This window comes from Winogradskyella schleiferi (assembly GCF_013394655.1).
Classification (GTDB): domain Bacteria; phylum Bacteroidota; class Bacteroidia; order Flavobacteriales; family Flavobacteriaceae; genus Winogradskyella; species Winogradskyella schleiferi.
Map to the genome: position 1 here is coordinate 832,164 of NZ_CP053351.1, position 24,084 is coordinate 856,247.

21 protein-coding genes are annotated in these 24,084 nt (G+C 34.4%); 11 read left to right on the plus strand and 10 right to left on the minus strand.

Going from position 1 to position 24,084, the window contains the following annotated elements:
• Window positions 1-47 precede the first annotated feature (47 nt).
• Window positions 48-980: a citrulline utilization hydrolase CtlX gene (gene ctlX, locus HM990_RS03685; RefSeq protein ID WP_178987645.1), complete on the plus strand. Its 933-nt coding sequence runs from the start codon at window positions 48-50 to the stop codon at window positions 978-980.
• Window positions 981-1,256: 276 nt separating this feature from the next.
• On the opposite strand, the gene HM990_RS03690 is transcribed toward ctlX, so the two are convergent.
• Window positions 1,257-3,311, minus strand: a complete 2,055-nt coding sequence (locus HM990_RS03690; protein WP_178987646.1) for a tetratricopeptide repeat-containing sensor histidine kinase — start codon at window positions 3,309-3,311, stop codon at window positions 1,257-1,259.
• Between the two features lie 480 nt (window positions 3,312-3,791).
• Here HM990_RS03690 and argS point away from each other — a divergent pair, with 480 nt between their 5' ends.
• Together argS and HM990_RS03700 are read left to right on the plus strand one after the other, a co-directional pair.
• Window positions 3,792-5,570, plus strand: coding sequence for an arginine--tRNA ligase (gene argS / locus HM990_RS03695; RefSeq protein ID WP_178987647.1), 1,779 nt, complete (start codon window positions 3,792-3,794; stop codon window positions 5,568-5,570).
• 300 nt (window positions 5,571-5,870) lie between these two features.
• Entirely contained in the window at window positions 5,871-7,169 is a 1,299-nt protein-coding gene (locus HM990_RS03700; protein WP_178987648.1) for a carboxypeptidase-like regulatory domain-containing protein, read from the plus strand.
• 52 nt (window positions 7,170-7,221) lie between these two features.
• On the opposite strand, the gene HM990_RS03705 is transcribed toward HM990_RS03700, so the two are convergent.
• The 7 genes from HM990_RS03705 to HM990_RS03735 all read right to left on the minus strand — a co-directional run bounded on the left by HM990_RS03705 (window position 7,222) and on the right by HM990_RS03735 (window position 14,331).
• The gene (locus tag HM990_RS03705) at window positions 7,222-7,767 is read right to left on the minus strand and encodes a YfiT family bacillithiol transferase (RefSeq protein ID WP_178987649.1); all 546 of its coding nucleotides are present in this window, start codon (window positions 7,765-7,767) and stop codon (window positions 7,222-7,224) included.
• A 2-nt stretch (window positions 7,768-7,769) separates the two neighbouring features.
• Entirely contained in the window at window positions 7,770-9,047 is a 1,278-nt protein-coding gene (locus HM990_RS03710; RefSeq protein WP_178987650.1) for an acyloxyacyl hydrolase, read from the minus strand.
• A 31-nt stretch (window positions 9,048-9,078) separates the two neighbouring features.
• Complete coding sequence (locus HM990_RS03715) at window positions 9,079-11,391, minus strand: TonB-dependent receptor domain-containing protein (protein WP_178987651.1); 2,313 nt, start codon at window positions 11,389-11,391, stop codon at window positions 9,079-9,081.
• Window positions 11,384-12,280 carry a FecR family protein gene (locus HM990_RS03720; RefSeq protein ID WP_178987652.1) on the minus strand — a complete coding sequence of 299 codons (897 nt, stop codon included), beginning with the start codon at window positions 12,278-12,280 and terminating at the stop codon, window positions 11,384-11,386. The genes HM990_RS03715 and HM990_RS03720 overlap by 8 nt, the downstream gene beginning before the upstream one ends.
• A gap of 98 nt (window positions 12,281-12,378) precedes the next feature.
• Window positions 12,379-13,215, minus strand: coding sequence for an IS3 family transposase (locus HM990_RS03725; RefSeq protein ID WP_178987653.1), 837 nt, complete (start codon window positions 13,213-13,215; stop codon window positions 12,379-12,381).
• Between the two features lie 8 nt (window positions 13,216-13,223).
• Window positions 13,224-13,622: a transposase gene (locus HM990_RS03730; RefSeq protein WP_178987625.1), complete on the minus strand. Its 399-nt coding sequence runs from the start codon at window positions 13,620-13,622 to the stop codon at window positions 13,224-13,226.
• Window positions 13,623-13,815: 193 nt separating this feature from the next.
• Window positions 13,816-14,331 carry an RNA polymerase sigma factor gene (locus HM990_RS03735; protein ID WP_178987654.1) on the minus strand — a complete coding sequence of 172 codons (516 nt, stop codon included), beginning with the start codon at window positions 14,329-14,331 and terminating at the stop codon, window positions 13,816-13,818.
• A gap of 104 nt (window positions 14,332-14,435) precedes the next feature.
• Between HM990_RS03735 and HM990_RS03740 the strand changes: the two genes are divergently transcribed.
• The 8 genes from HM990_RS03740 (at window position 14,436) to HM990_RS03775 (ending at window position 22,464) form a co-directional block, all read left to right on the plus strand.
• Window positions 14,436-16,706 carry a hypothetical protein gene (locus tag HM990_RS03740; protein ID WP_178987655.1) on the plus strand — a complete coding sequence of 757 codons (2,271 nt, stop codon included), beginning with the start codon at window positions 14,436-14,438 and terminating at the stop codon, window positions 16,704-16,706.
• Window positions 16,707-16,857: 151 nt separating this feature from the next.
• Window positions 16,858-18,396 (plus strand): helicase HerA-like domain-containing protein, encoded by a 1,539-nt coding sequence (locus HM990_RS03745; protein WP_178987656.1) that lies wholly within the window; start codon window positions 16,858-16,860, stop codon window positions 18,394-18,396.
• Window positions 18,397-18,414: 18 nt separating this feature from the next.
• Window positions 18,415-18,972 carry a hypothetical protein gene (locus tag HM990_RS03750; RefSeq protein WP_178987657.1) on the plus strand — a complete coding sequence of 186 codons (558 nt, stop codon included), beginning with the start codon at window positions 18,415-18,417 and terminating at the stop codon, window positions 18,970-18,972.
• A gap of 39 nt (window positions 18,973-19,011) precedes the next feature.
• Entirely contained in the window at window positions 19,012-19,386 is a 375-nt protein-coding gene (locus HM990_RS03755; RefSeq protein ID WP_178987658.1) for a cupin domain-containing protein, read from the plus strand.
• Window position 19,387: 1 nt separating this feature from the next.
• Complete coding sequence (locus HM990_RS03760; protein WP_178987659.1) at window positions 19,388-20,215, plus strand: alpha/beta fold hydrolase; 828 nt, start codon at window positions 19,388-19,390, stop codon at window positions 20,213-20,215.
• A gap of 21 nt (window positions 20,216-20,236) precedes the next feature.
• Complete coding sequence (gene rluF, locus HM990_RS03765) at window positions 20,237-21,004, plus strand: 23S rRNA pseudouridine(2604) synthase RluF (RefSeq protein WP_178987660.1); 768 nt, start codon at window positions 20,237-20,239, stop codon at window positions 21,002-21,004.
• 63 nt (window positions 21,005-21,067) lie between these two features.
• Window positions 21,068-22,018, plus strand: coding sequence for a YybH family protein (locus tag HM990_RS03770; RefSeq protein WP_178987661.1), 951 nt, complete (start codon window positions 21,068-21,070; stop codon window positions 22,016-22,018).
• Between the two features lie 23 nt (window positions 22,019-22,041).
• Window positions 22,042-22,464, plus strand: a complete 423-nt coding sequence (locus HM990_RS03775; RefSeq protein ID WP_178987662.1) for a VOC family protein — start codon at window positions 22,042-22,044, stop codon at window positions 22,462-22,464.
• On the opposite strand, the gene HM990_RS03780 is transcribed toward HM990_RS03775, so the two are convergent.
• Together HM990_RS03780 and HM990_RS03785 are read right to left on the minus strand one after the other, a co-directional pair.
• Window positions 22,457-23,176, minus strand: coding sequence for a YwaF family protein (locus tag HM990_RS03780; protein ID WP_178987663.1), 720 nt, complete (start codon window positions 23,174-23,176; stop codon window positions 22,457-22,459). The two genes, HM990_RS03775 and HM990_RS03780, sit on opposite strands and share 8 nt — an antisense overlap.
• A gap of 5 nt (window positions 23,177-23,181) precedes the next feature.
• Window positions 23,182-24,069: a bifunctional 5,10-methylenetetrahydrofolate dehydrogenase/5,10-methenyltetrahydrofolate cyclohydrolase gene (locus HM990_RS03785; protein ID WP_178987664.1), complete on the minus strand. Its 888-nt coding sequence runs from the start codon at window positions 24,067-24,069 to the stop codon at window positions 23,182-23,184.
• Window positions 24,070-24,084 lie beyond the last annotated feature (15 nt).

A 24,084-nucleotide genomic window follows, 5' to 3' on the forward strand; every position in this document is an offset into this window, starting at 1 on the left:
AAAAACTATAACTTTGCGCAAATTTTATAACCCTATACTTAACTTACATGCAACAAACCACAAATACCATTTTAATGATTCGTCCTGTTAATTTCAGGATGAATGAACAAACCGCTGTCAATAATTATTTTCAAGAAGATTTAGATTTAAAAAATGCTGAAATTAATGCCAAAGCCCAAGACGAATTTGATGCTTTTGCAGATAAGTTGAAAGCTGCTGGTATTAATGTTATTATAGAAGACGATGATAAATTGAATGATACTCCAGATTCAATTTTTCCTAATAATTGGGTGAGTTTTCATGCCAATGGCGATGTGGCAAAATACCCAATGTTTGCTGAAAATAGAAGACGTGAGCGTCGGGATGAAGTGTTCATTCGATTGGAAGATGAAGGCTTTAAAATTGAAAATATTGTTGATTACACCTCTGCCGAGCTTGAAGGTTACTTCTTAGAAGGTACAGGAAGTGTGGCCTTAGATCGCGTCAATAGAAAAGCGTATTGTGCATTATCTCCTAGAGCTGATGAGGATTTATTTATAGAGTTCTGCGAAGATTTTGAATTTACCCCAATCATTTTTACCGCCAACCAAACTGTGGAAGGGAAGCGACTGCCAATATACCATACTAATGTGATGATGTGTTTGGCGGAAAACTTTGCCGTGATTTGTTTGGATTCTATTGACGACAAAAAAGAGCGTAAAAACGTGGTGAAACACTTAAAGCAAGATGGTAAGGAAATCATTTCTATAACTGAAGCTCAAATGCATCAATTTGCTGGAAATATGTTGCAACTAAGAGGTAAGGAGGATCAGCGTTATCTAGTGATGAGTGAAGCTGCGCATAAAAGTTTAACACAAAACCAAATCTCAACTATTGAAAAGTATTGTCCTATCCTTTCGAGTTCCTTAGAAACCATTGAAACCTGTGGAGGCGGAAGTGCACGCTGTATGATGGCAGAGGTGTTTTTGCCCAGGGATTAACGAATTACGATTTTTGAATTACGGGAGTCGGATATAACTAAATCGTAAACTTTAAAGAAATAGTGTGATTTCGGGGTTTTTAAATTATTTGTTGTGAAAAGATTTGATGATAAGTTTTACGCTATTTAGTCGTAAGGTTGCTTCGTCTTCGCTAATCTTCTAAATTCTAAATTCTAAATTCTAAATTCTAAATTCTAAATTCTAAATTCTAAATTCTAAATTCTAAATTCTAAATTCTAAATTCTAAATTCTAAATTCTAAATTCTAAATTCTAAATTAAGCTTTAGATTCCGCTTTTGGCAGTTCAACAAAGAATTTACTACCTACATTTTGCGTGCTTTCTACCCAAATTCTACCGTTATTCAGTTCCACTAGATCTTTGGCAATGGATAAGCCTAGACCAGTTCCCTTTTCGTTTTTAGTTCCAGCAGTTGTAAAGTTTTTATGTGCTGCAAACAGTTTCTCAATATTCTCTTTGGCGATACCAACGCCTGTATCTTCAACACAGATTAATGATTTGCCGTTGACATCGTTATTAGAGATGGTAATTACGTCACCAGTTCTACTAAACTTAACGGCATTGGTGATTAAATTCTGAATCACAATTTCAACCATACTACGATCCGCAAAAACAAAATCGCGTTGGGATTCGTCAATCAATACAATGCGCTTGTCTTCTACTTTTTGTTCCACCAAAGCGATTTTAGCATGAAAAACATCTTGGATATTGAACAATTCTGGTTTTGGTTCTAAATTCTGCAGTTGTGATTTCGACCAGTTCAATAAATTGAATAACAAAGACGATGCATTATCGGCATTTTCGCTTAATTCAGGAATCAGTTCGTAAAATTCGTCTTTAGAAATACTGTCTTCTTTTAACAAATCCAGAAATGCTTTAATAGATGAAATGGAATCTTTTAAATCGTGGGAAACAATAGAAAAAAGCTTGTCCTTCACTTGGTTAACTTCTTCCAAATGATGTGTTTGTTCTACGATAGCATCGGTTCTAGCTTGCTCTTCCGTAAACTTGGCTTTTTGTTTATCTAATTCTTCCTTATGCGATTTTGTTTGTAATAAGCTATAAATTAATAGTCCTAACAATAAAGCGAAAGCTAAAACAACTATATATAAAATCCAAGAATTGTTAAACCATGATGAGGTAGTAGCTGGTTCTTGCGCTGTACGAGTTGGTTTATCTTCAGCATCAGCTTTGATTTCATTTAAATCTAAAGGATCAATATTTGTTGGAAATACAGGTTGATTGATACGATTCAATGAATCTCTTAAGCCGTAGAATTTATTTTGCCAGAAAAATGCATTCTGAAAATAACCACGAGTGGAATCTAATGCAATATGAAGTTTATAATTTTCCAGAAGCTGCGTTTTATTGTCTATTTTCTGGGCAATCTCGTAAGCTTCGTTTAATTGTCTTTCGGCTAACTTTATCTTTTTATTTTGAAGATTTAAATTTCCTATAGCATTCAAAGCTCTTAAAATACCTTCTTTATTATCTTGTTTTCGATTGTATTTTAAACCTTCAATTAAATATTCCGAAGCTTTTTCATATTCATTAAAACGTAAATATTCGCTACCAAGTTTTGGCAGAATTTCGCCTCGTAAATCCTGGTCGGTATTAGGGTTTAAAATATCCAGCGCTTTTTCGTAATATTCTATAGCCTTTCTGTGCTCTTTCAGCAAAGAATAAAGTTCTGCAATATTTTTAGTTGATGCTTTTATGCCGTCTTTATCCTGTATCTGTTTTCTAACTTCTAAAGCTTTAAAATTAAATTCAATAGCCTTGTCAATCTGATTGGTTTTGTAGTACGCTTCAGCCAAATTATTATAAGCAGCACTTAAATCATCTTTAAGATATTTTTTCTCAAAAATTGAGATGGCAGATAATGAGTTTTGTAAACCTATGGCATAATTGCCGCGTTTAATTTCAATAAGGCCAATACTGTTGCTCACTTTTGCGACACCGAGTGTATCGCTTATTTTTAAATAATAATCCCTAGATTTATTGTAATTATCAATAGCGTTAAAATAATCATTTTGTTGGCTATAGATGAGTGCCCTGAAGTAGCTGCTTTCCGCAAGTCCTTTGGTGTAGTTTAATTCTTTTGACAGTTTTGACGTTTGTTTAACATATAGCAAAGCCTTGTCATAATCCGCAATATCATAAAGTTCGTTTATGAGTACAAGCGACATATCCACTTTTGTAGAGTCTGCGTTTTGATAGGCTAATTGTACCGTGAGTTCATCTATTTTTTCAGACTGTGAAAAGAGAGCAAACGACATAAGACAAGCAGCTAATGTTAGTAACTGCTTCATCTTAAAATAGCGTTAAAACGAATTACGCTGTTTTGGTGCGAATAACTTTTATAGAGGGATAAAAAAAGTAAGTTAACACAAAACAATAACAACGCGGTTAATGTTTGATTATTAAGCCTCATTAATGTTTGGGACATTGATTAATAGCCTTCCAAAAGTGCTATTATGTAACCTAATATGCTAATTATTGGGTTTTAATACCAATAAATTAGATGAAAGGGTAAATATAAAATTATTTAAAATGTGCCAATCGATAAAAAACATAAATCTTAGGGGAATTACTGTTTTATCGATGAAATGCTTGTTTCTTTTAGAATGTTGTTTCTTAGTTAGTTAGCGTTAAATAAATGTTAAATACATAGACTTGTAAAGTTTAATAATTATGTGTTCGTTGAATTCCTATAAATCAATTAAACTACTATCTTTGCCAACGTTTTAAAATAATTTGTCTTCCAACAGACTGGCACAACAAAGTATACTATGAATCTTCAAGAGACTTTAGAATTACATGTAAAAGCAGCGATAAAAGCGTTGTTTCAATCGGAATTGGAATCGGTAGAATTTCAAGCCACTCGCAAAGAGTTTGCTGGAGATATAACGGTTGTGGTGTTCCCAATGTTGCGTGTGGTAAAAGGAAATCCTGCTGTAATTGGCGAGCAAGTTGGACAGTATTTGTTGGATCATGTGGAATTGGTAAAAGGCTACAATGTTGTAAAGGGCTTTTTAAATATCGAAATCAGTGATAAATACTACCTCGATTTCTTTCAATCCGTGAAAGATGAAACTAAGTATGGTTTTGTTGAACAAAAGGATGACAAAGCGATTATGGTTGAATATTCGTCGCCAAACACCAATAAACCTTTGCATTTAGGACATGTTAGAAATGTGCTTTTGGGTTATAGTGTGGCTGAAATTTTAAAAGCTTCTGGAAAGAAAGTTTATAAAACCCAAATTATCAACGATAGAGGTATTCATATTTGCAAAAGTATGTTGGCTTATGAAAGATTTGGAAACGACGAAACGCCTTCTGAAACTTTGAAAGGGGATAAGTTGGTAGGGAATTATTATGTGAAGTTCGATCAAGCTTATAAAGTAGAGATTTCAGAATTAATGGCTCAAGGTCAATCTGAGGAAGAGGCTAAGAAGAACGCACCAATTTTATTAGAAGCCCAAGAGATGTTGATTAAATGGGAAGCTGGAGATAAAGAAGTTGTCGCCCTTTGGGAAAAAATGAACAATTGGGTTTACGACGGATTTGAAGAGACCTATAAAAATATTGGTGTCAATTTTGATGAATACTATTATGAAAGTCAAACCTACCTTTTAGGAAAAGAATTCGTAGCCGAAGGTTTAAAGACAGGTGTCTTTTTCAAAAAAGATGACGGTTCGGTTTGGTGCGATTTAACCGAAGATGGGTTGGACGAAAAAATTGTATTGCGTAGCGATGGCACGGCGGTTTATATGACCCAAGATATTGGTACAGCGATTCAGCGCATAAAAGATTATCCAGATGTTGGCGGTATGGTTTACACCGTTGGAAACGAACAGGATTACCATTTTAAAGTGTTGTTCTTAATCTTGAAAAAATTAGGATTCGATTGGGCAAAAAATCTGTTCCATTTAAGTTACGGCATGGTTGATTTGCCAAGCGGAAAAATGAAGAGTAGGGAAGGTACCGTTGTAGATGCCGATGATCTGATCCATGAAATGGCAGATACGGCTGAAGAGATTTCCAAAGAATTAGGAAAGCTTGAAGACTATAACGAAGACGAAAAGAAAGCACTTTATAAAACTATTGGTTTAGGGGCTTTAAAATATTACATTTTAAAAGTAGATCCTAAAAAACGAATTTTGTTCGATCCAAAAGAGTCTATCGATTTTCAAGGAAATACAGGCCCTTTTATTCAATACACTTATGCCAGAATTCAGTCTATTTTAAGAAAAGCTCATATTGACGATACCGTCACACTGAACACAGTCGAAGTGTCTCTTCATGAAAAAGAAAAACAACTCATCAAACAATTAGAGTTGTTCCCAGAAGTGATTCAAAATGCCGCAGAACAGCATAGTCCTGCATTGATTGCGAATTATACTTACGATTTGGTAAAGGAATTTAATTCATTCTATCAAAACGTATCTATTCTTGGAGCGGATTCAGATATCGAAAAACGTTTTAGAGTTGATTTATCAAGATTGGTTAGTCAAACCATCAAAAACGCGTTTCAGGTTTTAGGAATTGAAGTTCCAGAGCGTATGTAGGTTTTGTTAGTATCTGATACATATGAGCATCTACTCTAAACAGCTTCCCAATAGTAATTACTAGGAACGGTCGTATATATCCTGTGATTTCTTGGTAGTTAAACTCTCTAAAACGGTAAGAGAAGTCATTCATTCAGTTAAGAATTCGATAAAGTTAGATTCACTATTCCTTTGAAATTGATATACTTTTCAAAGTAATTTCAACTTTTATTTCCTAATGTTTTAACATATTGGAAAAGAGTGGTTTCGATATTTTTTTGTATCTTAGAAAGGCTAATTTTGGCATTAAAAACTACTGTTATGGAAAAATTACACACTTTAAAAATTTACGCAAGTACATTTATTTCAATGTTGTTTTTAGCCTTTTCCCTGAATGCTCAAACTGATTTTAAGGAGTATAATGGAAGGGTCGTTGATGGACAGTCTGATAAATCTTTAGAAGCTGTAAGCTTAAATATTAATGGTACCAATATTGGTACTATAACAAATTCTGAAGGCGAATTCAAACTAAAAGTACCTAGCAATTATTCGGATGCTAAACTGATGGTTTCATCATTGGGCTACAATACCTATGTGCTTCCTTTATCGGAACTATCCAATGAAGAGAGTACGATTAAATTATATCCAGCAATTACCGAATTATCTGCAGTGAGTATCTCAACATTTAAGGATGCCAGAAGTTTAGTTAGAAAGGTTTTTGAAGATAAGAATAAAAACTTAGAGGAAGAATCTGTATTTATGACCGCTTTTTATCGTGAAACTATAAAGCGTCGTAATAGAAACGTGTCCTTAACAGAAGCGATTGTTAATATTTTAAAGGAACCAAATACATCTCAACAACGTGATGCGATTCAGCTTGGAAAAGCGCGTAAAAGTACAGATTACAAACGTTTGGATACGGTTTCGGTAAAGTTACAAGGCGGACCATTTTCTACCTTATACATGGATATCATGAAGTATCCAGAATATATTTTTACTGACGAAAGTATTAAATCGTATCAATTTTCTTTCGATCAACCAACAACCATAAATAATAAAACGGTTTATGTAGTGAATTTTAGACCAAAGAATTCAGTCCTAAAAATTAACTATATAGGTAAGCTTTTTATTGATGTGGAATCGCTCGCATTGGTAAGTGCAAGTTATAATTTGGATTTAAGTAATAAGAGCAAAACGAAGAATTTGTTGGTGAGTAGAAAACCTCGTGATGTTGTGGTATATCCGTTGGAAGCTAATTATAAAGTCGATTATAAAGCCAAAGGAAATAAATGGTATTATAGCTACTCTACCTTAAGCTTAAAGTTTAAGGTCAATAAAAAGCGTCAACTTTTTAATAAGGTCTATACTTTGGCCAGTGAAATGGCGGTAACCGATTGGGAAGTTAATGTAACGGGTAAAAAAATCAGGAACAAGGATAGATTGAGACCAACGGTGATTATTACTGATGCCATTTCAGGATTTTCAGATCCTAACTTTTGGGGTAAATACAACCTCATAGAACCCGATAAATCTATTCAGTCTGCTATAAATAAAATCAGAAAAAATATTGAAAAGCAAAAAGAAAAGGAAAAGAGTAAAACGGTAGCTGGCACTCCTTAGTTTAAAGGCATATAAATTTTATATAATTACCCTGAATTTATTTCAGGGTTATTTATTTAAACAAACCTTTATAATACAAGGCTTGCTTCATATGTGCCACATGATGATTGCTATGCCAGGCATACATACCAATAGTTTCTTCAAGCGAAAACCGTTTACCATGTTCTGGGTGGATAAATTCACGTTTTAATTCTTGATCATTAAGATTTTTTAGCAAAACACCAAGTTTTTTATGAACACCAACGAGAATAGAAATTGACGCGTCAATCGGTTCTGAATAATCAATTAATTCCGCAAAACGGTCTTCATAATAAGGTTTTATAGTTGGATTGTTTTCGGTTAACGCCAATTTGAATCTCAATAAACTATTGATGTGACTATCTGCACAATGATGAACTACTTGCTTAACCGTCCAGCCATTTGGTCTGTATTTGTAATTGAGTTCTATTTCATTAAGATTGGATGTCAATGAAATTATGGATTTCGGTAGGGTTTCAATAGACTGAATCCAACTTTCAATATGTTGTGCATTAATGACCTCAGGTTTTTGAAATTCGCCAATAGGAAATTTTAGTTTTTGTAATTCTTTTTCTGTCATAATTATAGTTCTCCCTCTTTTAAATTAAAACGAAATACATAACCAAAACTCAACTCCGTAAAATCTGCCTGGCCAAGGTTAGCATTTAAATGTGCGCCAATGAAAATATTATGCTTTGGTGCTTTGTTGGTGCTCCATAAATAATATTTTAATCCCATTTTGGCGGAAACCGTTCGTTTTATCTCGTAATACCAATTCAATTCACCTAACACTTCTACCGTTTCTCCATTTTCATTTTCATAAGAATACCCTTGATTAAGCTGCCAATCTATTTTGTAGAATGGTTTGTAAATGTTGAGGCCAAGATCAAATTCAAAACCAACGTGGTCCATTAATAATTCTGAGGTTGCAAAAAGCCCAAAAGCTGTAGCATAACCAAAAGGGTTTTTTGTAAAATGAGGGAATTGCTCTTCAACTAAAGTTTCACTATTATTTATATAATCGTAGTAGTGTTCGTAAAATCTATAGTAAAATCCACCTCCAAATTTAAACGTGTTGTTCAGAATTTTTCCTGCCGAAGCCGAAATGGTATAAACTTCTTTTTTTGAATTAAATGTTTCAGATAAAACATTTTGACCTAAACCAAATCGAAAGGACAAGTAAGTTTGGGATTTTGATTTAAAAGCTGGTTTTTCAAATTTAGATACCTCACGTTTTTTCTGTTCTATCTTTCCAGAAATACTGGCTGCTAAAGAATTTAATCCTTGATTCGGTAAATTGGTGTGCCCATTGGAATGGTGCAAATAGCCCAAGCCAAATCGCCAATCTATTGTATGGGTTTTAAAAATATCATAATATAAAAAGGAACGAAACGACCAATTAAATTTTGTGGTAATCGCTCTATTGAACTCGTTGGTAATTTCGTCATATTGCGTATCCATATAAGAACTGCCAAACCCAATTTGCAAGCCTAAACCTTGAATTTGTTTTTTTAAAACTGAAAATTCTATAAAGGGTAATACACTATAAGCACGACCAACGTTTTCCGAATTTCCAAAGTCTGTATAACCAAAAGAAATTCCAGTTTTTGGATAATTTAGTCTAGCTGCCCATTCCTTTTCGGCATTAAAATTGTAGCGTCCAATACTAAGAAATAGATTTTTTTGAAGTTTGGTTTCAGGGAAATCCGTATTGGCTTCCATGGTCTTTCCAACAAGAATTTCAGGAATGAAAAATAGGGATGAGCTGTCATTCGTAGTTGCCGATTGTGTAAAACCGTTTTGAGAAAAAAGGACAAAAGCTATTATCGTAATGAAACGTTGATAGTTCTTAGTGTACACTGGTTACATAGGTTGGTACGACAATAAACAATTAAAAATTGATTCTAAAACTAAAATTTGGTGTAAATTTTAACGAGCGATTATCGATTTCAATTATAGAATCGTCTGAATTTAAGCTATAATAACGATTGATAATATTGGTTTGATTGAAGATATTCCAAACAGAAGCACCAACCTCCGCTTTTATTTTTTTAGAAATTTTAAAATTATAAATGGCTGAAATATCTGTTCTAAAATAATCGGGTAATCGAGAGCTGTTAGGTGTGTTGTATTCAATAAAAGAATTGCTATTATCTTGCAATGTTAAAGGCGCTGTGTATGGTCTTCCAGAATGCCAATTGATACCAAAACCGACTTTAAAATTGTGTTTGCTGTACGTTAAAGAGGCATTGGCAACCTGTCGTAAATCTAAAGTGTTTGGAAACGAATTGCCGTCGTTCAAATTTTCAAAATGATAATCGTTTTTACTGAATGTATAACTCAGCCATGTACTAAAATCATTAATGCGTTTATTGATTAAAAAGTCAATGCCTTTAACCGTATATGAACCAATGTCGTTTGTAAACTGAAACTGGTTTTGAAATCCTTGACTTTGAGCGGTAATATTGCTCACGTTTTTGTAGTAGCCTTCAAGCGAAACCAATAGGTTATTTTGATTATAGCTTATTCCAGCTGATACTTGTTGACTTTTAATTAATGGGATGTTATTTCCATTCGCTAATTGCCATCGACGCTTTTCGATACCTAAAAAATCTTGCTGTAAATCTATAATTTGGGTAATGGATTGATTTTTTAATTCACCTAAAATTTCCAGTCTAAAATAATCCGATATTTTTTGGTTGAATGCAAAACGAGGTTCAATAATAAGTTCTTGCAGTTTACCAAAATAACTGATTCGTGCACCTAAGCGCAAATACGTATTTCGAGATTGGGAATAACGAACTACTTCACCAAATAGGGCACTAGTTCTCATGATTTCCTTCGTTAAACTCGTGAAATTCGGGTTGATAACGTTTTCAGAATTCGTAACACCTACTTCATTAAATTGATAACCAAGATTTATTTTTAAACTCGGACTCAGCACTTTTGATACATCTAATCGCAAGCCGTAATCCTCAACTTTATTCTCTTGGTTTAAAATTTGACTATCTGTAATGTTATTGTTTTTGGAATCCAAATCGTAGTTGGAATAATAGATTTGAGCGGATAGGTTAATTTCGTTTTTCAGCATTTTTGAATAGCTGGCACTTGCACCATAGCTAACTTGGCTCAACTCACTTTGTGTTTCTTGAAAATTATTATTCGTAGTTGTGAAAACCTGATTGTAATCTAAGTCATTGTACATGTTCACTACATTGATGCGTAACTTGGACGAATTATCAATGTCGTATAAAAATTTAGCATTAAAATCGTAAAACAAAAAACGTTCTTCGAGAGCTAATTGTGTATTGCTATTTGAGGAATTTAATTCCGAATCAATAAAAATACGGTCAAAATAAGCATCATAAGTTTTTGATACTACGAGATCTGTAAAGGAACGTCTGGCCGCCAATTGTAATTCTATTTTGTCCGACAATGGGATCTTTGCAAAACCATCAACACTCAGCAAATTCCCACCAACTCCAATACTTGTTTTTTGGTCTAGTTCGTCTGTGTTTTGAATAGCAATTGTACTCGATACGGCATTACCAAATCTGGCACTTGTTCCATTTTTAGAAACGGTAACGTCATCGGATAAATAAGGATTAAAAACGGAAATCAATCCAAAAAAATGGCCGGTTTGGTACATCCTAATGCCTTCGTATAAGATGAGATTTTGGTCGTTAGTGCCACCACGAACATTGATATTGGAAATACGCTCATCTGCACTAATAATTCCTGGTAGATTTTGCACTATTTGAAGCACATCTGGTTCAATTAAACCAGGTAAAATTTGAAACGCCTTGGTGTCTGCTTTTATAGTGCCGTTATTGGTTTTAGAAATCCCTTTGGTCAGATAGTTGGTAACCACCACTTCTTCTAAACGTTGAACCGCATTATCAATTTCGGAGATTTCCTTTAAAGTGACGGCAATAAAGCGGTTACTTAAAATTTCAAAATTAAGATTTGTTTCTAATTTTAATTGATTGATAACTTGTTCTAAGGATAATTCCGGATATAATGGATTTATTGATATGCCTGCAATCGTTTTGGTCTCAAACGAGAACTTTAAATCGTATTTATTTTCTAATTCTAATAGAATTTGGGTAAGTGGCTGTTTCTCCTGTTGCTCCTGACTGTAAATAAGGTTACAAAAGACAATCGTTAAAAAGTAGACAAAGAAACACCGTAATTTTTTATTCACGCTTTAATAGAATAGATTTTCCTGATTTGCTGTAGCTTAAATTTAAAGGTATTGTAACAGATTTCAAGGCTAAATCTAAATTATTATGCGTAAAACTTCCAGTGAATAGACGCGACGTATCAATATTATCGGTATTTATGTTGAAATCATATTGATTTTCAAACTCAGCAATCACATAATTTAAAGGAACACTATTAAAACTACTTTCGCCACGCAACCAATTTGGTTGGGCAGCGTTTTCTTTTTCATTGGCAAGTAATTTCCCATCGATAATTTGGAAGGTATGTCCAGGTTTTAATTTTACAGTGTTATCATTGTACGTAACGCCAACTAAACCTTCGTAGCAAGTCACTTGAAAATAAGCGTCACGTTGTTTTACATTAAACTGAGTGCCTAAAACACTAACAATTCCGTCAGCTGTAATCACATCAAATTTCTGACCTTTGGCAACCTTAAAAAATGCTTCACCTTTAAGTTTGACTTCTCTATTGTCACTCCAATTATGGTCATTAAAGGTTAGCGTTGAATTGGCATTTAAATCCACCGTAGAATTATCAGGTAATTCAATCGTGGTTTGCTGTGCTATGAGCGTTCCCACTTCAGTATCTAAGCTCGTAGTATAATAATAAATACTAAATCCAATAGCCAAAATTGCCGCAATTCGAAGCAACGGTCTTAACCATTGATTTGAATTCGTTTTCTCAGATTTAAGATTTGGTTTTAGGGTTTCGTAAGTTTTGTCAGTAGAAAATTCAGGGGCTTTAAAATCCTTTAAAGCCGCATCCATTTTTAGGAGTTGGTTATAATCCGCTAGTTGCTTAAAAGCCCTTTGCTCTTCAGTATTTAGGTTATTATTCAACCACTTTTTTATGAGTTCTTTTCGTTTCATTTTTTCAATCATCTATATGATTTCAAGTATATAACAGCTTCGGTTTAAAAATCCCTACCTCGTTTAAGTGTACTTCCCTGAATAGAGTTGACCGTTTTTTAGTTATTTACTTCATTGTTAAAAATAGTAATTATGGGTCTATTTTTTGGTTTTAAGGTTGACCAATATTTCTCAAAATTGTCTGGGCTCATTTTTGGTAAACTTTTATGTGTTCTTTTTTCATTATAATTCTTAACTGCTTTTGCTACACATTTTTTTAATTGAAAGAAGGTTTCTGGTTTCCAATAATCTAAATATTCTTCTTTTATAGTTCTATTGATTCGTTCTGCATATGCATTGTCCAGTCCACTTAAAGACATACTTATCTTAGTGCCATTGCTTACCAGTAAGTCTATGTATTTACTGTAAGTGTATTGGCTTCCCCTGTCCGAGTTATGGATCTCGGGTGCATTATTTTCCTTGATTGCCATTTTAAGTGCTTCTACATTCGCTTGCGCTCTCATGTTATCAGATACGATAAACCCAACAATCTTTTTTGTATAAACATCTATTATAAACACAGCGTAATAGTGTTTTCCGTTGAGCGGCAGATAGGTTATGTCCGATTGCCATACCACGTTTGGTGCGTTTACCCTTAGACCTTTTATTAGGTTGGGATAAAACTTTTTACCTGCTATTGTTGTGCGTTTATAATTCCTTTTCTTTTTAATTCTGTAACCAAGACCCATCATGGTTTCTATAAAACGGTCTCGACCTATAAAATCCGGATCTAATATATTGTACATCTTTTCTACTCCACAACCAGGATGATCCTCCCGAAGATCATCTGCCTCTAATATTAATTGAGACACTCGACTATCGAAAACCGCTTGCCGCTTTGCATACTGGTTAACGGCTTGTTTACTGATGCCTATGGTTTTATAAAGCTGGTTCATACTAAAACTTAGTGTTTCTTTATGTGTTCTGAACCAGTTGATTGCGGAGTGTTGGAATTTTTTTTGATATCTATACTTAAATCGTCTTCTGCAATATCAATTAGCTTCTCCAAATAATCTATCTTTATCTGTTTACGCCCAACTATGGCTTCAAGCTCTTTTATTCGGGCTTGTTGTTCTTTCATCTTTTGGGCACTACTGTTTTTCATCTCTACAACTCTTGAACCTTTTTCGTTAAAGGTAGAAAATTTATGGATCCAACTGTAAATTGATGTATTGCTTATGTTGTGTAATTTTTCCAATTGAGGCACGCTAAATTGACCAGATTCAAAATCTTTTACGATTTGTCGTTTAAATTCTTCAGAATAAATTCGTTTCTTTTTTAATAGTTTAATGTTTGCTTTCATAAGTTTACACTTTGTTTAAAGTGGTCAACCTATACTAGGGACATACAAAGTTCAAAGTTCAAAGTTCCGCTGTTGGCAGTTGGCAGTCCTCAGTATGCAGTCTGCAGTCAACGGTCTTATTTCTTTGTTCAATTTTTTTTCACTTTACACTTTACACTTTACCCTGAAAACTAAGACTGAGACTGAAAACTATTTAAAGTCCATCCACTTCCTCCCGCAACTTCTTTAAAGCACCATAAATTCGTTTTTCAACCGCCTTTACTGAAATGCCCAACAAACCTGCAATTTCCTTAAAACGTTTCCCTTCAATTCTGTTCATTAAAAAAGCGACACGCTGTGCTTCCGTTAAGTTACTTATGGCATGTTGTAATTTTTGATGGTATTCTTTTTCTTGTAATACAAACTCAGGCGTTTCGTTTGTTGAATGTTTTTGAGGTTTTTTACTAAATTTTAAAACCACTTTTTGGTGCGCCACAGCATTGAGCATTAAATTGTTTGCCGTAGTAAATAAATAACTCTTCGCTTTAGCTGGTGCAATTTTGCCACAATTTTGCCACAGTTTAATAAACGCTTCCTGAACTTGATCTTGTGGGTTTAAGTGCTCGCCGAATTTATAATACAAAAAATCATGAAGGTTCTTGGCGTGTTTCTTATACAAACGTTCAAACAGATGTGATTCGCAGATATTATCTTGTAAAGGTTTGCTCATGTCTATTATTAGGTGCCACAAATTATAAATAATTTTTTAATAATGTTGGGTAGGATTTTTTGTGTTTAAACTGTTTTATAATAAAGAGTTAAAGCTTAAGCGCCATGAAAATCCAAATCAGTCACCTATTAATAAGCTTCCTTTTTGCCTTTTTGTGCGTCACATCTTGTCAAGACGAAATTGAGCAAATTGAAAATCCGAACGAGCAAGAAACGATTGTGCCCAACTCTACGTTGGCAAGTCTTATGAGCAGAACAGCGTCTAATTTTGGTGCTGCTGATGATATTTTGGATGGCGCAAGTTGTTTTTCTGTTGAATTACCTGTAACTATTCAAGTTAGCGATATCACAATTATCATTGAAAGTGAAGCTGATTTAGAAGCGCTAGAAGATGTGTTATATGATATTTCAGTTGATGAGGATGTAATGGAATTCGTATTTCCGATTACCATCATATTCAATGATTATAGCCAAATTATCATTGAAAATGCAAACATGTTGCAAAGTTTCATAGACGAATGTGTTGAGGATGAAAACGATGTTATTGCATGTGCTGATTTTGTGTATCCAATTTCATTTTCGGTATTCAATTCAGGATTTAACTTAGTAGATACGGTCGTTATTTCAGATGACGAAGCCTTATATATATTTTTAGATGAATTGGAAGACGATGAGAATGCTGTGATTGTGAGCTTAAACTTTCCTGTAACCATAGCGTACGCAAATGGCGAAACTATTGAAGTCGATACCAATGAAGAATTAGCCGCAGCGATAGAAGTTGCAGATCAATTTTGTGAAGATGAAAACGATTGCCTTGAAGATGAAGTCGCACAAAACTTAATAGAATGTTCATGGGCTTTTAGCGATGGTTCTGGGAATTTTGAAAATGATAGAATGATTTTTAATCCTAATGGAGAATTACAGATTTCTGAAGGAATGGCAACCTCTGCTATTGGTGGCAATTGGAATTTGTCAGCTACAGAAAATGGTATTATTTTGAACTTTTCAGAATTAACAGCTTTTCAAGACAGTCTTGGAGGCGATTGGTTGATAATTGAATGTGATGTTGATAGAATGGTGTTGACCAAAGTAAATCAAACTTTAGTATTAGAACAAGATTGCGAAGGTAATTTAGGGTGTTCTGAGGAAGAAATCAATGCAAATATTATTGAGTGTGCCTGGCAATTGCAAACTAATCTTATGGATTCTTTGGTTCCTATCTATGTTTATTTTACACCAAACGCACAGGTTTTATTGTCTAATAACGGCAATACCGAAACTCAAATCGGAACTTGGGATTTAGTGACCGTTTCAACAGAAAAATTTATCGAGTTTATCTTACAGCAAGGATTTGAAACTTTAAATGGACAATGGCAGATTGTGGAGTGCAATGATGGTTTTTTACACCTTGTAATTGGCAATAATTATATCTACTTAGAGCAGGAATGTAATTTACCAAATGATGATGAACTCTTCAATTGTTTTGGTGATTTTGAAATTTTAACCTGTGAACAGCCTAACAACGCTCCCGTTTATAACTTAAGCGCAAATACTATTGGATTGATAGATTGTAGCGCTTCCTTTACACCTTCATTTCATGAAACATTAGCAGATGCAAATAATAATGTAAACCCAATTTCAAATACGGAATCTTACGAAACATTGACCGCACAAGTCTATTTAAGAATTGAAGCCGCGAGTGGTAATTTTGAAATATTCAATGTGTATTTAAACACAGAAAATTGTAATTATTTTGAATGTTTCGAGAGTTTCGATGCTATTTTAGAAGTCTGTGACAATTTTACGGATGGTCCTTATGAATTTAACCTGACAATTGCATTCGCCAATTGTACACCAACTGCTGATGTGGTCACTTATCATGAAACACAAGCTGACGCTGAAGCAGCAATAAATCCTATTTCCAATCCAGAGGTTTATACGAGTGTTAATGTGATGCAAATCGTATATGTAAGAGTTGAAATTAGCAATCAATATGAAGTATTTCCAATTCAATTAAGTATCATTGACTGTAATGCCGGAAATTGCACAGAAGGCGATATCGATGGTATTTTGGCTGAATGCTTATGGAATATATCTAGCTACAATGGAAGTGATAATCTTTTTGACTATAATTTCAATTTTGAACAAAACTCTGGCATTGTCGTCATTTATAATGATACTATAACTATTGATGCTGGGTGGTCAACATCACAAGCCAATGATGGCGTGGTCATAGCGTTTTCAAATGTTGCCGGACCAAATATCCAAGCTATAAATGGAAACTGGTTGGTTGTGGAATGTACGGCAGAGCAATTGGTGCTACATAACGTAAATGATAGTAATAACGAAATAGTTCTAGACAGAACCTGTGAATAAGAAAACACTAGAAGTTAGTAATTTTAGTAAGTTAAGTTGATTGAAAAGGGTCACTCGCCATGAGTGGCTCTTTTTTCTTATTGATGGTTCTGGGAAAATTAGGTTTTAATCTTCATAAATTTAAGTTATTTTTATCCAAATTTTCTCACTAATGAAGAATTCTGAAACTTTCGTAAAAGACATCAACGAAGGAAACACTTTTAAAGGCGACTATATTACCTTGGGTTCTGCCATGCTCGATGGTGAAACGATAACCAATACCTTTGTGAATGTGCCGCTAAAAACCATGAACAGACACGGTCTCATTGCTGGAGCAACAGGAACTGGAAAAACGAAAACACTTCAAGTATTAGCTGAAAATCTATCCGAAAAAGGTGTTCCTGTTTTGTTAATGGACATTAAAGGCGATTTAAGTGGCTTAGCCAAACCAAGTCCTGGACATCCAAAAATTGATGAACGTCACGAAAAAATAGGTTTGCCTTTTGAACCTAAAGCGTTTCCAGTAGAAGTGATGACATTGTCTGAGCAAGATGGTGTAAGATTGAGAGCAACAATCAGTGAGTTTGGACCTGTTTTAATTTCAAGAATATTGGATGTTACGGAAACCCAAGCCGGAATTATTTCTGTTATATTTAAATATTGCGATGACAACAAGTTGCCTTTGCTGGATCTTAAGGATTTCAAGAAAATTTTACAATATGCCACTAATGAAGGTAAAGCCGAATTTGAAGAATCCTATGGTCGTATTTCTACAGCTTCAACAGGAGCGATTCTTAGAAAACTTATTGAAATAGAACAACAAGGTGGCGATTTGTTCTTTGGAGAAACCTCATTTGATACTCAAGATTTGTTGCGTATCGATGAAAATGGAAGAGGTTATATCAATATTATTCGGTTAACGGATATTCAAGATCGACCGAAATTGTTTTCGACTTTTATGTTGAGTTTATTGGCTGAAATATATTCTACATTTCCGGAACAAGGCGATAGTGGACGTCCGGAATTGATCATGTTTATTGACGAGGCCCATTTAATTTTTAATGAAGCTTCTGATGCATTATTAAATCAGATTGAAAGTATTGTAAAACTGATTCGTAGCAAAGGTGTTGGGCTCTATTTTGTGACCCAGAATCCAACGGATGTTCCAGAGGCGGTTTTGGGACAATTAGGTCTAAAAGTGCAACATGCTTTAAGGGCATTTACGGCAAAAGATAGAAAAGCGATTAAATTAACGGCTCAGAATTATCCTGATACGGAATATTACGATACAGCAGAAGTGCTGACTTCACTTGGTATTGGAGAGGCTTTAGTCTCAGCTTTGGATGAAAAAGGAAAACCAACCCCTTTGGCTGCAACCATGATGCGTGCACCAATGAGCAGAATGGATATTTTATCTGAATCTGAACTTGCAACGCTTTTATCTCAATCTCAACTCGCTAGAAAATATAATAAAGAAATCGATAGGGATAGTGCTTACGAAATGCTGAATGAAAAAATTGAGCAGGCACAGGCTGAAGAAGCGAAGCAGAAAGCTAAAGAAGAGCGAGAAGCTTTAAAACGTGCAGAGAGCAAAAGAAGAACAAGGACTACAAGAAGACAAAGTACACGAATGAACCCTATTGTAAAGGTTTTGACGAGTGCAACCGTAATACGAGGCGTTCTGGGAATATTAAGTAAAATGATCAAATAAATGACACCTAAATCTAAAATGAAAAATAACCTATTTGCGGTAATGGTTTGTGCACTTTTAATAATAAGTTGTGCGAAAGACAATCCACCAGATCCATTTGCCATTTCAAAGCATCATGTTGGATTATTAACAGATTCCACAAAAGTGAAAGAATTGGATGCCATTTTTAGTAATGATTCTGTTGTGCGGTATATTGCAGGCGATGAATTTATCGGTTCTGTAAATACCATTGAGGTTTTTGAAAAAAATGGTAACAAACTTTTGGATTTATCGCCAAAAGAAGCGTTGGATTCGACTTCGGTAATTTCAAGCGTTCGCATTATTGATGAGCGTTATAAAACAGAAAAGAATATTTCGACCTTAAGTACATTTAAAGATGTTAAAGAGGCTTATAAAATTTCGAAAGTCGATAATTTAATTAACGTGATTGTAGTTTCTGTTAATGAAATCAATGCGTCTTTTACTATTGATAAAAAGGAACTACCAGCAAGTATGCGTTTTGATATGGATATGGTAATTGATCCCATTCAGATTCCAGAAAAAGCTAAGATTAAATATTTTATGGTACATTGGTAGATCAGTGAACAGTATTCAGTAGCAGTAAGCAGTAAAAAAATGCAAAAAAAGAAAAAATACAAAATTCAAAATTCGCCCTTTATAGTTCCTACCGATGATGGTAAAATTATCAAAGAACATTTTGGAAATGCCACTGACGGCAATTCCGAAATAAGTATTGCACACATGGTAGCTCCTCCTGGATGGTCAGAGCCTTTCCAGACACCAGAATTTGACGAATACACGTTTATCATCAAGGGTAGAAAGCAGTTCATTATAGAAGGAGAAACCATTATCTTAGAAGCTGGACATTCCATTAAAGTAGAAAAAAATACCAGATTACAATATTCAAACCCCTTCACGGAACCTTGCGAGTATTTAGCGATTTGCCTACCTGCATTTTCAATCGAAGCTGTTAACAGAGAAGACCAATAGTATGAGTAGTTTCGTTGTCAAATCGATTGGAAGTGCTCTAAATGCAACGAGTTTAATTTCTTCAAAATATGCAGCTAAAAAAGCTATAAACTTATTTGCTTCACCTCGAAAAGGACGTTATAATGATGACCAAAAACGCATCATTGATTCCGCTTTTTTTGAAGACATATGTTATAACAATATGGAGATCGCCACGTATCGTTGGGTTGGCAAAGGCAAAACTGTTTTATTGATGCATGGTTGGGAAAGTAATACAGCACGTTGGGAGTATATTCTAAACGATTTAAAAGCGCAAGACTATAATATAGTAGCTTTAGATGCACCAGCTCATGGAAGGTCTGACGGCAAACAATTTAATGCGGTTTTATATTCTGAATTTATAAATGCGGTGGCTAAAAAATTTCAACCAGAGGTTTTAATTGGACATTCCGTTGGAGGTATGGCAAGTGTATTTTGTATGTATCATTATCAATTACCTTCCGTTAAAAAAATGATTTTACTTGGTGCTCCTGCCCATTTTACAGGTGTTTTTGACCGCTATAAAAATATGATGGGTTACAACAAAAGGATTTCAAGTGGTTTAGATGCAATTGTATTAAAGCGTTTTGAAAAACCCGTCTCTTACTTTTCTGCAGCAAACTTTACGGAATCGATTAAGGCCGAAGGTTTAGTTATTCATGATAAGAATGATAAGATTATTCCTTACGAGGATGGGCAATTGATTGCTAGCCGCTATAAAAATTCTGAATTTATTTCTACTACAGGTTTTGGGCATGGACTGAAGGATGAATCTTTAACGCCTAAGATTATTCAATTTATAAATGACTAATCTTTATCGTACTTTTGCATCATGTCAGAAAACCTTACACGTCTCAATAAATACCTCAGTGAAGCCGGTTATTGCTCACGTAGAGCAGCCGATCGTTTAATCGAAGCTGGTAGAGTTACCATTAACGATGTGGTACCAGAAATGGGAACCAAAGTAGCATCGGAAGATGTGGTAAAAGTTGATGGTGAAATTATTGGCGAACGTAAACAAGACTTTGTCTATTTAGCGTTTAATAAACCGGTTGGCATTGTTTGTACCACAGATACACGTGTTGAAAAGGATAATATTATAGATTACATCAATTATCCAAAACGTATTTTTCCAATAGGAAGATTAGATAAGCCAAGTGAAGGATTGATATTATTGACTGATGATGGCGATATCGTCAATAAAATTTTGCGTGCCAGCAATAATCACGAAAAAGAATACATTGTAACAGTTGACCAGCCGATTTCGCAAACCTTTGTTGAACGTATGGCTGGCGGAATTTATCTCGAAGACTTAGGAAAGCGCACCAAAAAATGTGTGGTTAAAAAGATTGATAAATTCACGTTTAGTATTATTCTAACACAGGGCTTAAACAGGCAAATTCGAAGAATGTGCGACTATCTCAATTACGAGGTACAAACACTAAAACGTGTTCGAATTATGAATATTAAACTCGATATGCCATTAGGAAACTATAGAGAATTAACTAAAGAAGAGTTTAAAACGTTGACAAAATTGATCAGTGAGTCTACAAAAACTTACGATCCAGATCAACTTAATCCTAGAAAAAGCAGACGTTAATTAAATCCTAATTAATCAACATATGGAGTAAATCCTTTTTAATTTTAGGAAAACCAACTCCATATGAAACCAATACTATCTATTCTACTTCTATTTTCAATCCTCAGTTTTTCTCAAAATGATTATGCTGATTCGGACACCAATCCTTATGGATTACCGAATCCTGAAGCACCGCAACAAATTAAGGATTATCAAGCTTTAATAGGTAAGTGTAACTGTAAATCCGTATCTCGAAATCCAGACCAAACTTGGGCTGATCCCGTAGATATGACATGGGAATGGAAATACATAATGAACGGCATGGCAGTTCAGGATGAGACAATAAAGGCAGATGGAAAACATTCGGGTAGCATACGTCAGTTTATTGCAGACAGCAGTAAATGGTATGTGCATTATTATTCAAGTGGATCACCATCTGCGAAACTACCAACTTGGGAGGGCAACAAATCAGAAGATGGTAAAATTGTCTTATATCGCGACCAAAAAGCACCAAATGGAGCAGATGGTTATTTTAGATTAACGTTTTATGATATTAGTGATTTAGGCTACAAATGGATTGGAGCATGGACAGACAAAACTGAGAAGACTGTCTTTCCTACTTGGAAAATCGATTGTAAACGAGAAACAAAATCTACTTCAGATTTAGAAATAATCAAAGAAAATATTAAAGCGTTTTCAAAAGCCTATATGAATGGAAATATTGATGTTTTGGTAGATATGTACACCGAAGATGGAAAAATATTTCCTAATAATAGACAGATTATGTCTGGTAAAACAGAACTGAAATCTTACTGGGCATTACCAAAAGACGTAAAGATCCTTCACCATAAAGTCACGCCATCTGAAATACAAATAGAAAATGACATAGCATATGATTACGGCTATTATGAAGGCAAAACCTTAACAAAAGAAAAAAAAGAAGTCTCATGGCATGGCAAATATGTGATTATTTGGAAAAAGTTAAATGGAGAATGGAAAATATATTTGGATATTTGGAACAGCGTCACTAAATAATTAAAATCTTAACAGCAAATAATATGTCTAAGCTTTCACCCTTCCATTTGGCCATTCCTGTGAATAATCTTTCAGAATGCAGAAACTTCTACACTAATATTTTAAATTTTGAAGAAGGCCGAAGTAGCGACCATTGGGTCGATTATAATTTCTTTGGTCATCAGTTGGTTATTCATTATAAAGAAAAGATAGAAGAAGATTCACATTCCAATCCTGTTGATGGTAAAGATGTGCCTGTGCCACATTTCGGAGTGGTTTTAGAGTGGAACAAATTTTGGGAATTTGCAGAATTGTTAAAGTCGAAAGACATCAAATTCATTATCGAGCCTTATATAAGATTTGAAGGTAAAGTTGGAGAACAAGCTACTATGTTTTTTAAAGACCCATCAGGCAATGCTTTGGAGTTTAAAGCGTTTAAGGATATTGGTCAGTTGTTTGCTAAGTAATTTTTTTTCGTTTAGAAAGATGAAACGGCAAATAAATCAGCAAAAACAAAGGAATGATTATCAACTGTCCAATCAATATATAATAAGGCCATTCTCCAAAATAATCTAACAAAGAGGCTGACTTAGGTTTTTCATTCAAGTAGAAATAATTCGAATGGAGCAGGTAATTGATTCCGATCATAATAACCACATAAAGCTGAAGCGCCAAAAAAGATTTAAAAACACTGCTCAATGTCGGTTTCATCTTGAAAACAAATATGAAGTAGAAGATAATAGCGAGCAACCCTAAATGAATTATCCAGTATCTGAAATAATCAAAACTCGGGAACCCGTCAGTTATATCTGGCGTTATTACGGCTTGTAGTGTGCCACCAATGATCCAAAACACCAAAATCTCGAACATCCAATACTTACGATAATACGTAAAAATCGGAATCAACAATGCTAATAAGCTACAGAGATAAAGCGGTAAATCTGTTTTGAAATTATAATTATCGAAAAGCATGCGATAGGCATGAAACGCAATAAGCGTTACAGAAACAAACCATCCTAAATAATGAACAGCGCTCTGTTTTTGAAATAAGCCGAAATTCTTTTTGGAATATTTTATTAGAATAATAGTAAAGCCAGCAGCAATAAGAATAGGAAATATATGTTGAAAACTACCTATTGTAACTTTTGCGAGCACAATAAATAAGGATCCTAATTCCATATGTATTATGACCTATTATGCTTTCTGTGTTGCTCTCTAGCCAATAAAGTATTTTTCAACAACATGGCAATCGTCATCGGTCCTACGCCTCCAGGAACTGGTGTAATATAACTTGCTTTTTTGCTGACTTTATCAAAATCTACATCACCAGTAATATAATATCCTTTTTTAGAATCATCTGGAACTCTTGTAATTCCAACATCAATAATCACAACGTCATCTTTGACCATTTCAGCTTTTAAAAATTTAGGAATTCCCAATGCCGAAATAATAATATCTGCTTGTGAGGTAATCTGTGTAATGTTTTTAGTGTGGCTATGCGTTAAAGTCACGGTTGAATTCCCGGGAAAACCTTTACGTCCCATTAAAATACTCATTGGGCGACCAACAATGTGCGAACGGCCAATAACAACGGTATGTTTGCCTTTGGTTTCTACACCATAACGATCTAGCAGTTCTAAAATCCCGAATGGTGTTGCTGGTATAAAAGTGGACATATCTAAAGCCATTTTTCCAAAGTTCATCGGGTGAAATCCATCCACATCTTTATTGGGATCTACGGCCATCAATACTTTTTGGGTATTTATTTGAGGAGGCAAGGGTAACTGAATAATAAATCCATCAATAGCGTCATTATTATTTAGCTCATCAATCTTATCTAATAGCTCAATTTCACTGGTTGTGTTAGATAATCGCACCATTGTAGATTCAAAACCAACACGTTCGCAAGCCCTTACTTTGCTGCCCACATAGGTTAAACTTGCACCATCATTACCAACTATTACAGCTGCTAAATGCGGAACTTTTTCATCATTCGCTTTCATCTTATCGACTTCCGCTTTGATTTCGTTTTTAATGTCGTTGCTTACTTTTTTTCCATCAAGAATGGTCATGCTATTTAAGTTTTC

Coding starts and splice junctions, on each gene's coding strand:
- ctlX (WP_178987645.1), top strand. CDS start 48: ATGCAACAAACCACAAATACCATTTTAATGATTCGTCCTGTTAATTTC.
- HM990_RS03690 (WP_178987646.1), bottom strand. CDS start 3,311: ATGAAGCAGTTACTAACATTAGCTGCTTGTCTTATGTCGTTTGCTCTC.
- argS (WP_178987647.1), top strand. CDS start 3,792: ATGAATCTTCAAGAGACTTTAGAATTACATGTAAAAGCAGCGATAAAA.
- HM990_RS03700 (WP_178987648.1), top strand. CDS start 5,871: ATGGAAAAATTACACACTTTAAAAATTTACGCAAGTACATTTATTTCA.
- HM990_RS03705 (WP_178987649.1), bottom strand. CDS start 7,767: ATGACAGAAAAAGAATTACAAAAACTAAAATTTCCTATTGGCGAATTT.
- HM990_RS03720 (WP_178987652.1), bottom strand. CDS start 12,280: ATGAAACGAAAAGAACTCATAAAAAAGTGGTTGAATAATAACCTAAAT.
- HM990_RS03725 (WP_178987653.1), bottom strand. CDS start 13,215: ATGAACCAGCTTTATAAAACCATAGGCATCAGTAAACAAGCCGTTAAC.
- HM990_RS03730 (WP_178987625.1), bottom strand. CDS start 13,622: ATGAAAGCAAACATTAAACTATTAAAAAAGAAACGAATTTATTCTGAA.
- HM990_RS03735 (WP_178987654.1), bottom strand. CDS start 14,331: ATGAGCAAACCTTTACAAGATAATATCTGCGAATCACATCTGTTTGAA.
- HM990_RS03740 (WP_178987655.1), top strand. CDS start 14,436: ATGAAAATCCAAATCAGTCACCTATTAATAAGCTTCCTTTTTGCCTTT.
- HM990_RS03745 (WP_178987656.1), top strand. CDS start 16,858: ATGAAGAATTCTGAAACTTTCGTAAAAGACATCAACGAAGGAAACACT.
- HM990_RS03750 (WP_178987657.1), top strand. CDS start 18,415: ATGAAAAATAACCTATTTGCGGTAATGGTTTGTGCACTTTTAATAATA.
- HM990_RS03755 (WP_178987658.1), top strand. CDS start 19,012: ATGCAAAAAAAGAAAAAATACAAAATTCAAAATTCGCCCTTTATAGTT.
- HM990_RS03760 (WP_178987659.1), top strand. CDS start 19,388: ATGAGTAGTTTCGTTGTCAAATCGATTGGAAGTGCTCTAAATGCAACG.
- rluF (WP_178987660.1), top strand. CDS start 20,237: ATGTCAGAAAACCTTACACGTCTCAATAAATACCTCAGTGAAGCCGGT.
- HM990_RS03770 (WP_178987661.1), top strand. CDS start 21,068: ATGAAACCAATACTATCTATTCTACTTCTATTTTCAATCCTCAGTTTT.
- HM990_RS03775 (WP_178987662.1), top strand. CDS start 22,042: ATGTCTAAGCTTTCACCCTTCCATTTGGCCATTCCTGTGAATAATCTT.
- HM990_RS03780 (WP_178987663.1), bottom strand. CDS start 23,176: ATGGAATTAGGATCCTTATTTATTGTGCTCGCAAAAGTTACAATAGGT.
- HM990_RS03785 (WP_178987664.1), bottom strand. CDS start 24,069: ATGACCATTCTTGATGGAAAAAAAGTAAGCAACGACATTAAAAACGAA.